A 10,196-nucleotide genomic window follows, 5' to 3' on the forward strand; every position below is an offset into this window, starting at 1 on the left:
GCGAAGCCGCCCGACGCATCAACGCCGAACGACTTCTCACTGCGTAGCCGTCCAGTTACCCGACAGTCTCTCAGAGCACCTGGGCGAGGAAGCGACGCAGCCGGGGATGCTCGGCCCCCTCGAAGATCTGCTCCGGCGGACCGGCCTCCAGCACGACGCCCCGGTCCATGAAGGCGACGGTGTCGGCGACCTGCCGGGCGAAGCCCATCTCGTGGGTGACCACCACCATGGTCATCCCGGCGGCGGACAGGTCGGCCATCACCCCGAGAACCCCCTTGACCAGCTCCGGGTCGAGTGCCGAGGTGGCTTCGTCGAAGAGCATCACCTCGGGGCGCAGCGCCAACGCCCGGGCGATCGCCACCCGCTGCTGCTGACCGCCGGAGAGTTGCGAGGGCCGGGCGTCGGCCTTGCCGGCGAGCCCCACCAGCTCCAACTGGGCGCGGGCGACCTGGACCGCCTCGTCCTCGCCGAGCTTGCGTAGCCGGCGCAGCGCCAGCGTGACGTTGCGCAGCACGCTCATGTGCGGGAAGAGGTTGAACTGCTGGAACACCATGCCCACCCGCTGGCGCAGCGCGTCCGGGTCGTCGCGCAGCACGCTGCGCCCGTCCAGCAGGACGTCGCCCCGGTCCGGCTCGATGAGCCGGTTGAGCGTACGCAGCAGAGTGGACTTGCCCGAACCGGACGGCCCGAGCACGCAGGCCGTCGCGCCGCGCGGCACGGTCAGGTCGACGCCGCGCAGCACGCGGTTCGACCCGAAGGCCAGGTGGACGTCGTGCGCCTGGAGGCTGACCGAGGTGGTGGTCGCGGTGGTGGTCATCGCCGGGCTCCTTCCGGGACGCCAGTCAGCGCTGGGTCGTCCTCGTCCTCGTCGTCGGTGGGTGCGGCGGTGGGCCGGCCGTGGCGCAACCGCCGGTCGATCGCGTTGACGACGTGCGTCAGCGGGACGGTCAACGCCAGGTAGAACAGACCTGCCAGCAGCAGTGCGGACTCGTTGCCGGTGGTGGCCGCGTAGTCCTGCCCGATGCGGAACAGCTCCCGCTGGCTGGCCACCAGACCGAGGAAGTACACCAGGCTGGAGTCCTTGATCAGCGCGATGAGCTGGTTGACCCAGGCGGGCAGCACCCGCCGGATGCCCTGCGGGATGATCACCAGCCGCATCGCGTCCGCCCAGGAGAAGCCGAGAGCCCGCGCGCCCTCCAATTGCGCTGCCTCCACCGACTGGATGCCGGAGCGGAAGATCTCCCCGATGTACGCGGCGGCGATCAGCGACAGCGCGAGGATGCCCAGCGGGTACGGGTCCGGTCCCCAGACCTGCATGCCCAGCGGTGCCAGCCCGACGCCGATCAGCAGGATCGTCGCCGCGGCCGGCAGCCCCCGGAACACGTCGGTGTAGACGCGCGCCGGCCAGCGCAGCCACCGACTACGGGAGCTGCCGGCCACGGCCAGCAGGAGACCCAGCACCGTGCCGAGCAGGGCGGCGGAGACAGCCAGGATCAGCGTGTTGGGCAGCCCGACGGTCAGCATCTCGGGCAGCGCCTCGCGCATCGCGTCGACGTCGAAGAACGTCTCCCACAGGGTGCTCAACGGATCCATCGTTCGCCTCTCCTACCGTCCCGCTCGCTCGTCACCGCAGACCGCTCAGGCCGCTCAGGACGCCGTCGACGCGGACGCCGAAGCCGACGGCGGCGCCGACCCGGCCGGGGTTGCCGCCTTGCCGCTACCCGGGGTGAAGTCGGCCGGGACCGGCCGGCCCGGGTAGTACTGGGCCTGCAACCGGCTCCACGTGCCGTCGGCGATCACCTCGTCGAGGCCCTTGTTCAGCGCCTCGCGCAGCTTGTCGCCGCCCTTGGCGACGGCGTACGCGGTCGGCGCCGGGCTGAGCTGCTTGGCCGCCACGGTGATCTTGCCGTTGCTGTCGGCGGCCGACTTCTCGCCGATCTCGGCCGGTGCGATCCAGGCATCGGCGGTGCCCGCCTTGAGCTGGTTGACCGCGCCGTTGTAGTCCGGTACGCGTACCGGGTCGAGCTGCTTGCCGGTGGCGTAGTCGTCCTGGACGGTGCCCTGCACCACCACGACCCGCTTGCCGGCGAGCTGGTCGAACCCGGTGATCGGCGAGCCGGCCGGCACGTCCAGGCCGAAGTAGCCGAAGTCGTACCCGTTGCCGAAGTCGACGGTCTTCTTGCGCGCCTCGGTGATGGTGATCGAGGAGCTGCCGACGTCGAACTTGTGGTTGTTGACCTGGGACAGCAGCGCGGAGAAGTCGGTACCGACGAACTCGACCCGCAGGCCGAGCTTGCCGGCCACGGCGGTCAGCAGGTCGTTGTCGAAGCCGGTGAACTTGCCGTCCTTGAGGTACACGTTGGGCGGGGCGTCGGTCAGCGTGCCTGCCCGCAGCACACCCGGCTGCGCCAGACCGTACGGGTTGCTGGCGCTGCCCGCCGAGTCGCCGCCGTCGCCGCAAGCGCTCAAGGCGCCAGCAACCAGGATGCTGGCCGCCCCAGCGGCAACAACGCGGCCGAAACCAGAGAAAAATCGCACAGGTGTCTCCAAAAAGGATGCGTCGACCCCGTCGATCATGGAGTTGTTGTCCCGACACGCCGGTCGGACGGGCAACAACTTCATGATCGACGCGAGGGCTCGCGTGGGTGGGTGGGTGCCCGGGAAGGAGGGCGGGTGGGGCGGGGAGGGTTAGCGCGTCAGGCGGCGGTACACGCCGCGCTGCGCATTCGCATCAGGTCCACGTGCCGACGCCGGGTCAGGGTCGGCATGCGCCGGCCGGCCGGTGGCGTGGGGCTGAGGATGTGCATGCGGTCTCCCGGGTCTTGGTGCTGACCTGGGTGCCAGGCCACGCTTGCGCCGGCGTCCTGCCGGTGCCTGGTCTTCACCCGGGGCACCCCACCGCGGAGGAGGGTTGCCGGCCAGCGAGCCGGGGCTTTGCGCTGGCGCTCATGACCTGCGCCGAGGCTAGCAGCAACCACCGGTCGGTCGTCCAGCCGATATGACCACGCTCACCAGCCCTGGCCTGCGCTCGAGGAGCAGGTCAACCGGCGTGCACGTGGGGCCGGCGCGTCTGGTCCGGCTCCTGGCGGCGCAGGATCTCCCGGGTGACCGAGGCGATCTCGCCCTGCCCGAACGCCAGGTAGCGCAGCACGTTGTGGGCCGGGCTGCCCTCGGTCCACTCGAAGTAGATGTGGGGGCGTCGGGCGCTGCGGTCGCGGATCTCCAGCAGCAGCGCGGCCAGTGCGTTGGGCACCGAGGAGCTGGCCAGGCTGAGCACCGGGAAACGGTCGTGCGCCACGCTGCCGCGCACCAGCAACCCCGTCTCGAAGTCCGACGGGTCGGTGACCTGGACCTCGACGAAGATCACATCGCTGTCGTCGGGGAAGTCGTTGTCCGCCATGGTCTGGGCCAGCTTGCCGCGGTACTCCGGCAGGTCGCGGCGCTCCGGCTCGTGCGCGATCAGGCGAATGCGGCGTCCGGCGCGCTCGTCGATCATCGCGGTCGCCATCTCGTCGAGCTGGACGTGGTCGACCCGCAGCTCGAACGCCCGCAGCACCCGCGACAGCGCCGACACCAGGATCATCGCGCCGATGAAACAGGAAGCGATCTTCACACCGTCCGGGCGCTGCGTCACGTTCGCCACGGTGGTGTACACGAACACCACCGCGATGGCCCCGAACGCGACCGCGCGGCCGCGCTGACGCCGCCGCCGCGCCGCGAGGGTCACCGCCGTCGCCGCCGAGGTGATCAACACCAGAACCCCGGTGGCGTACGCGCCGCCCTGCGCGTCGACGCTGGCGGAGAAGACGACCGTGATCAGGAACGCCACCCCGGTGAACACCAGCACCAACGGCCGGACCGCGCGGGCCCATGCCGGCGCCATGCCGTAGCGGGGCAGATACCGGGGTACGAGGTTGAGCAGCCCGGCCATCGCGGACGCCCCCGCGAACCAGAGGATCCCGATGGTGGAGAGGTCGTAGACCGTGCCGAACACCCCTCCGAGGTGCTGGTGGGCCAGGTAGGCCAGCGCCCTGCCGTTGGCGGCCCCGCCCGGCTGGAACGCCTCGGGGGGGATCAGCACCGTGGTGGTGACGCTGCTGGTGATCAGGAAGACGCTCATCGTCGCGGCGGCGGTGGTGAGCAGCCGCCGCGCGCCCCGGATGCGGCCCAGCGGCCGATCCTCCGAGTCCTGGCGGTCCCCCCGGATGTGCGGCATCACCGCCACCCCGGTCTCGAAACCGGACAGGCCCAGCGCCAGCTTCGGGAACACCAGCAGGGACAGTCCGACCACCAGTAGGGGGTCGCCGTGCCCGGTGCGCAGCGCGGTGCTCCAGTCGCCGACCGCGCTCGGGTCTCTCACCACCCGCCACAGCGCGTCGGCGATCACCACCGCATTCAGCGACAGGTAGACCGCCACCAGGACGACGGCGATCCCGATCGCCTCGCCGAAACCCTTGAGGAACACCGCGCCGAGCAGGGCCACGAGCAGCAGCGTGAGCACCACCTCGTGCCCCTTGAGCCCGCTGGGCCAGAACGGGTTCTCGTCGATGTGGGCGGTCGCGTCGGCTGCGGACAGGGTGATGGTGATGATGAAGTCGGTGGCCGCGAAGCCGAGCAGCACCAGCACGAACAGCTTGCCCGGCCAGTAGCTGAGCAGGCGTACGAGCATGGCGATCGAGCCCTCGCCGTGCGGGCTCTCCACCGCCACCCGCCGGTAGACCGGCAGCGCGCCCAGCAACGTGACCAGCACCAGCACGAGGGTCGCCACCGGCGAGAGCGCCCCGGCGGCCAGCGCCGCGATGCCCGGCTGGTAGCCCAGCGTCGAGAAGTAGTCGACGCCGGTCAGGCACATCACCTTCCACCACGGGTGGTGCCGCTGCTCCGGTGGGCGGCCGCCGGGGCCCTGCGGCACGGGCCGCTGCGACTCGTCGGCGAGCAGCCAGCGCCGTACCCGGTCGGTCCGCCGGCCGGCACGTCTGTCCACCTCCACCGGCGTCACCCCCGTCCCGCCCATGGTCACCGCGAGTATCCGCCGTCCGGCCGCCGTCCGTCCGGCGGTGCGCGGAACCCGCCCGCCGCGAGTACCGGACCCGGCGGCGCGTCGAGGGTTTCGCGCTGGGAGCACGGGGGAAGCAGCGCCCCCGCCCCGAACGCCGGGCCGGGCAGCGCCGGGAGGGGAGCGGGCTCGTGGTTGGTGGCCGCCGCTTCCGCCGGGGCGACGGCTTCGGCCGCCAGCTCGACGAGCACGAGACACGGGTCGGGGCCGTCACGCCGCCGCAGCCGGGGAGCCCGTCCGCCGGAGGCCTGGTGGACAGCGCCGTCTACGTCCGGGGACACCGGTACGCCTCGCCGGCCGGCCTCGCCGAGACGTACTCCTGTCTACAGGCGCAGGACGACGCGATGGCCTGGATCGGCCTGTACCGGCCGGACATCGACCAGATCTCCTCGTTGGCGCGCGAGTTCCGCCTGCACGACCTGGCTGTGGAGGACGCGATCAACGCCCACCAGCGGCCCAAGCTGGAACGGTACGGACACACCCTCTTCGTGGTGCTGCGCGCCGCCCGCTACGACGACCTGCGGGAGGAGGTGGAGTTCTCCGAGCTGCACCTGTTCATCGGGCCCGGCTTCGTGGTCACGGTCCGGCACGGGGAGGCCCCCGACCTGGCGGCGGTACGGCGCCGCATGGAAGCCGACGCCCCGATGCTCGCCCGGGGCCCCGAGGCGGTGCTGTACGCGATCCTGGATCAGGTCGTCGACGGGTACGCGCCGGTGGTCGCCGGGTTGGAGAACGACATCGACGAGATCGAGACCCAGGTCTTCGGGGGTGACCCGAACGCGAGCCGGCGCATCTACGGTCTCAGCCGGGAAGTCATCGAGTTCCAGCGGGCCGCCCGCCCGCTGCTCGGCATGCTCGACGCGTTGGCGGCCGGCGCCGGCAGCTACGGCAACGACGAGGAGCTGTGCCGCTATCTGCGTGACGTCACCGACCACCTCACCCAGGTGGTGGAGCGGGTGGACGGGTTCCGGCACCTGCTGCAGAACATCCTCACCGTCAACGCCACCCTGGTCTCGCAGCAGCAGAACGAGGAGATGCGCAGCCTCACGGCGGCCAGCTATGCGCAGAACGAGGAGCTGAAGAAGGTCTCCTCATGGGCCGCGATCCTGTTCGCCCCCACCCTGATCGGCACGGTGTACGGCATGAACTTCGTGCACATGCCCGAACTGAACTGGCGCTTCGGCTACCTGTTCGCGCTGCTGCTCATGGTGCTGGTGTGCGGAACCCTCTACCTGGTCTTCAAACGCCGCGGCTGGCTCTGAACGACGCTCACGCGACGCCGGGGCTCACTCGATGCTCACGCGACGCCGCGGCTCACTCGATGCCGCGCAGGATGTGCCGCTCGTCCTCGACGTCGTCGTCGCCGGCGCTGATGCGTCCGAGCAGCACGGCGGCGGCCCAGATGGTCAGCGGGGTGGCGGTGCCGGTCATGCCGCCGCCGGTACGGTCGTGCGTGGTCTGGCTCCGCTCGTTACGCGGTGGCCTGCGCTGAGCCTGCATGGGCCCTGCCTCTCCTCGTCGAAGCCGCCGCGGGCGGCGCGGTGTGCGCCCGCGGCCCCGGCCGGGCGGCCCGCTCGCGGGTCACCACCGGTACGGCATCCATGTCGAACCATCCCACGTCAGGCCGCGTTCGCACCCCCTGTTTTCGGTTTCCCGACTGGCGCCCGCCAAACCGGACAATTAGCACCATGCGTATCATCGCGTCGCCACCACCATGCCGGATATCCGACGAATCAGCTTGACGACGATCGATGCTCTTCACCTCCTGCGCCACCTTTGGCACTCTGCAATCGCCAAGTAACGCAACGGATGAGGCGGTCTGAGGACGATGGCAAAGCGTTGGTTGATCACGGGGTGTTCCAGTGGACTCGGTCATGCTCTCGCGGCCCGACTCGGGGCCGAGGGCGAGCAGGTGGTGGCGACGGCCCGGCGGCCGGAAACCCTGGACGGGTTGGTTGCTCGGTATCCGGACAACGTTGTGGCCGTCGCCCTGGACGTACGGGATCCGGAGCAGTGCACGGCAGCCGTTGAGCGGGCAGTGGACGCCTTCGGCGGCATCGACGTCCTGGTCAACAACGCGGCCTACGGACAGTTCGGCACCTTCGAGGAGCTGTCCGACGCGGAGATCGCTGCGCAGTTCGACACCAATGTGTTCGGGCCGTGGCGGCTCACCCGCGCGGTGCTGCCGGTGTGGCGAGGGCAGCGCAGCGGGCATGCCGTCTTCGTCAGCTCGGTCTCCGGCACGGTGCCCTTCCCGGGGCTCGCCGCGTACACGGCGAGCAAGTTCGCATTGGAGGGGGCGGCCGAGTCGCTGGCCGCCGAGGCCGGACACCTCGGGGTGAAGGTGACCATCCTGCAACCGGGCGGCTTCGCCACCGGTTACAGCGCCAACTTGATGATGTCGGAGAACCGTATCTCGGACTACCTGCCGGTCAGCGAGGGCATGCTCGGCGCGCTACAGGGCATGAATACCAAGGCAGAGATCAACTCCCCTGAGCTCTTCGCTGATGTGGTCTGGCGGCTCGGGCAGATGGACCCGCCGCCCCTTCGGCTGCCGGTGGGACCCGACTCGGAGGCGTTCCTGGAGCCCGCCTACGACGCTCGACGCAGCGAGTACGACCAGGTGATCAAGGCAGGCCAGCACACCCTCACCTGAGCTCGCGGGCACCCCGGGGGCACACTGCCCCGGTCGACGTGCGCGCGCCGGACCCCGTGCGCGCGCAGGTGTTCGTGTCGGCGGCGGCCCTCAAGGGGGGCGGACCCGCTCGGCGCAGGGTCGGCCGGTGCGCTGGCCCCGCTCGTTCGCGCCTGCTGCTGGTCGCCCCGGCGGCGTCCCGCTCGCCCCGGCGGCGTCCCGCTCGCCCCGGCGGCGGGACGGTCCCCGCGCGGTGGCGCCTCAGGTCAGCGGGTGGGCGATGCCGCGGGCGTGGTCGGTGAGCGCCGCGCCGACCACGGTCGCGGCCAGCGGCAGCACCTCCAGGCAGCGGCGCACCGCGGCGGCCATCAGCGTGTTCGGCACGCGCATCGACAGCGTGCAGTGCGGCACCCAGCGCCCCGGCTGGTAGTGCTCGACCAGCCCGATGCCGGCGGCGGCGAGTCGGCCGTGCACCAGCCGGTGATGTGCCAGCAGCTCCGCCGTCGGCGCCGGGCCGAGCCACAGCACCCTCCCGACGAACTGCCCGGCGTGCTCGAAGTCGAGTCGCAGCGGTGCCGCCACGACCGTGCCGCGCAGCGCCTCGGCGACCTGGTCGGGGTCGAAGCGGGGCGCCACCGCGAGCGACACGTGCGGGCGGTGGCGCTGCTCCAGTAGCGAGCGCATGCTCTGCACACCCTCGGCCTCCAGGGCGTCCCACAGCACCCGTATCCGCCGGGTGGCGTCCGGGTCCAGATACAACTCCAGCGCCGCTACCACGTGATCACCGTAGCGGGCAGGGTCGGGCCGTCGGTGCCCGGCGGTACGGTGATCCAATACCGACCAGGAGGCGTACCCGTGGACGTGAGGGACCTGCTGACCGAGACGTACGACCGGCTACCCGACCTCGTCCGCGCGGCGGTCGACGGCCTCACGCCGGAGCAGCTCCGCTGGGCGCCCGCCGAGGGCGCCAACTCGGTCGGCTGGCTGGTCTGGCACCTGACCCGCGTCCAGGACCACCACGTCGCCGACCTGCTCGACGCCGAGCAGATCTGGATGAGTAGCGACTGGGCGGGGCGGTTCGGGCTCGTCGCCGACCCGCACGACACCGGTTACGGTCACACGCCCGCGCAGGTCGCGGGGGTACGGCCGGAGAGCGCGCAGGCGTTGATCGACTACTACGGCGCGGTCTCGGCGCGTACCGGATCGTTCCTTGCCGGGCTGCGTCCGGCGGACCTGGACCGCATCGTCGACGAGTCGTGGGACCCGCCGGTCACCCTCGGCGTGCGGTTGGTCAGCATCGCCGACGACGACGCGCAACACGCCGGCCAGGCCGCCTACGTCCGCGGCCTCATCAAGCACGACTGACCGACAGTCCCTCCCACCCGCCCCGTGGTCTTGCTTTTGGGCCGTTAACTGGTGGCCCTTCTCGGCGTCCCCGGACGCTGGGGCCACACCGACGCGTACGCCGGCGAGCGGTCCACCCCGCCGGTCAGACCCCCGACGTCCCCCCTTCGGTCCTGAGATCGGCGGCCGTCGCGCCGCTCGCGTCCCTCTCGACGGCGGGGGAGCGCCCGGCCGGCTGGACCGGGGGAGGGTGGCGGTGTTGCGCCTGGGCGTGGCGGAAGCCCTGCACGGCGTGGCCCAGACCGGCCAGCTCCCCGGGGCGGGCCACGGCGCGAACCGCCGTCAGCAGCAGCGCGACCGGATGCGCGCCCGCGGACGGGGTGGCGGGGAGACCACCGAGCAGCCGCTCGGCGGTCTCCTGGTCCATCCGGTCCGCGCTCATCTCGTGTCCCTCAGCGCCGCCCCGCCGGGCGATGTCACATCCGCCCCGGCGAGGGGAACGGGGAACACGACGTGAACGGCACCGGCGACGGCCGGACCGGGGCTCAGCCCATGGTCTTCGCCCCGTCGATCGCCTCCCGCAGGATGTCGGCGTGCCCGGCGTGCTGGGACGTCTCGGCGATCAGGTGCAGCAGCACCCGACGCACCGTCCAACTCGCGCCCGGCTCGAACCAGGGCGCCTGCGGCAGCGGGTGTGCCGCGTCCAGATCGAGGGTGGCGATCAGCTCGTCGGTGTGGGCGGCCACCGACCGGAACCGCTCGACCAGCCCGGCCAGGGTCTCGCCCGGCGCCATCTGGAACTGGCCGACCCAGTCGATCTCGGCTCGCTGCATCGCCTCCGCGCCACCCACGGCGAACAGCATCCACCGCTCCTCGGTGCTGGCGACGTGCTTGACGAGCCCGCCGGGGCAGAGCTCGCTCACGGTGCTGCGGATGGCGGCCTGCTCGTCGGTCAGCCCGTCGACGGTCTGCAGGAGGAAGCCCCGGTGCCGGCGCAGCGTCTGCAGCAGGTCGGCTCGTTCTCCGGTGAGCTGCGCGGTGCTGGTCATGGTGTCGCCCTCTCCTCGTAGTCCGTCGGCGGTCAGCCTAGCCCGAGTTTCCTAGATAAGTTGATCTTGAGGGGATGCGGGGTTCGGCGACATGAGGGTTGAGCTGCACGGA

Annotated in this window: 11 protein-coding genes and 1 riboswitch; of the genes, 3 read left to right on the forward strand and 8 right to left on the reverse strand. The window is 71.4% G+C overall.

The features are described 5' to 3' along the window. Positions 1 to 70: 70 nt before the first annotated feature. The 4 genes from ACLQ24_RS26620 to ACLQ24_RS26635 form a co-directional block, all read right to left on the reverse strand. Positions 71 to 817 (reverse strand): amino acid ABC transporter ATP-binding protein, encoded by a 747-nt coding sequence (locus tag ACLQ24_RS26620; RefSeq protein ID WP_425894449.1) that lies wholly within the window; start codon positions 815 to 817, stop codon positions 71 to 73. Further along, entirely contained in the window at positions 814 to 1,593 is a 780-nt protein-coding gene (locus tag ACLQ24_RS26625; protein WP_425894450.1) for an amino acid ABC transporter permease, read from the reverse strand. The genes ACLQ24_RS26620 and ACLQ24_RS26625 overlap by 4 nt, the downstream gene beginning before the upstream one ends. Before the next feature lie 54 nt (positions 1,594 to 1,647). After that, positions 1,648 to 2,469, reverse strand: a complete 822-nt coding sequence (locus ACLQ24_RS26630; protein ID WP_425894451.1) for an ABC transporter substrate-binding protein — start codon at positions 2,467 to 2,469, stop codon at positions 1,648 to 1,650. Between the two features lie 373 nt (positions 2,470 to 2,842). Continuing rightward, positions 2,843 to 2,954: riboswitch (SAM riboswitch) on the reverse strand. Between the two features lie 86 nt (positions 2,955 to 3,040). Then, positions 3,041 to 4,990 carry an amino acid transporter gene (locus ACLQ24_RS26635; protein ID WP_425894452.1) on the reverse strand — a complete coding sequence of 650 codons (1,950 nt, stop codon included), beginning with the start codon at positions 4,988 to 4,990 and terminating at the stop codon, positions 3,041 to 3,043. A 197-nt stretch (positions 4,991 to 5,187) separates the two neighbouring features. Here ACLQ24_RS26635 and corA point away from each other — a divergent pair, with 197 nt between their 5' ends. After that, entirely contained in the window at positions 5,188 to 6,318 is a 1,131-nt protein-coding gene (gene corA, locus ACLQ24_RS26640; RefSeq protein WP_425894453.1) for a magnesium/cobalt transporter CorA, read from the forward strand. Between the two features lie 52 nt (positions 6,319 to 6,370). On the opposite strand, the gene ACLQ24_RS26645 is transcribed toward corA, so the two are convergent. Beyond that, the gene (locus ACLQ24_RS26645; protein ID WP_425894454.1) at positions 6,371 to 6,556 is read right to left on the reverse strand and encodes a hypothetical protein; all 186 of its coding nucleotides are present in this window, start codon (positions 6,554 to 6,556) and stop codon (positions 6,371 to 6,373) included. 328 nt (positions 6,557 to 6,884) lie between these two features. On the opposite strand from ACLQ24_RS26645, the gene ACLQ24_RS26650 reads away from it, so the two are divergent. Further along, a complete protein-coding gene (locus tag ACLQ24_RS26650) occupies positions 6,885 to 7,712 on the forward strand; it encodes an SDR family oxidoreductase (RefSeq protein ID WP_425894455.1) in 828 nt (275 codons plus the stop codon). Between the two features lie 240 nt (positions 7,713 to 7,952). On the opposite strand, the gene ACLQ24_RS26655 is transcribed toward ACLQ24_RS26650, so the two are convergent. Next, on the reverse strand, positions 7,953 to 8,468 hold the full coding sequence (locus ACLQ24_RS26655) for a 2'-5' RNA ligase family protein (protein ID WP_425894456.1): 516 nt from the start codon (positions 8,466 to 8,468) through the stop codon (positions 7,953 to 7,955). Positions 8,469 to 8,546: 78 nt separating this feature from the next. On the opposite strand from ACLQ24_RS26655, the gene ACLQ24_RS26660 reads away from it, so the two are divergent. After that, positions 8,547 to 9,056, forward strand: a complete 510-nt coding sequence (locus ACLQ24_RS26660) for a mycothiol transferase (RefSeq protein WP_425894457.1) — start codon at positions 8,547 to 8,549, stop codon at positions 9,054 to 9,056. 124 nt (positions 9,057 to 9,180) lie between these two features. Here the strand turns inward: ACLQ24_RS26660 and ACLQ24_RS26665 are convergent, their stop codons facing one another. Next, positions 9,181 to 9,477 (reverse strand): hypothetical protein, encoded by a 297-nt coding sequence (locus ACLQ24_RS26665; protein ID WP_425894458.1) that lies wholly within the window; start codon positions 9,475 to 9,477, stop codon positions 9,181 to 9,183. A gap of 103 nt (positions 9,478 to 9,580) precedes the next feature. Beyond that, positions 9,581 to 10,084 carry a DinB family protein gene (locus ACLQ24_RS26670; RefSeq protein ID WP_425894459.1) on the reverse strand — a complete coding sequence of 168 codons (504 nt, stop codon included), beginning with the start codon at positions 10,082 to 10,084 and terminating at the stop codon, positions 9,581 to 9,583. Positions 10,085 to 10,196 lie beyond the last annotated feature (112 nt).

Source organism: Micromonospora sp. DT4, from assembly GCF_049841675.1.
Lineage (GTDB): Bacteria > Actinomycetota > Actinomycetes > Mycobacteriales > Micromonosporaceae > Micromonospora.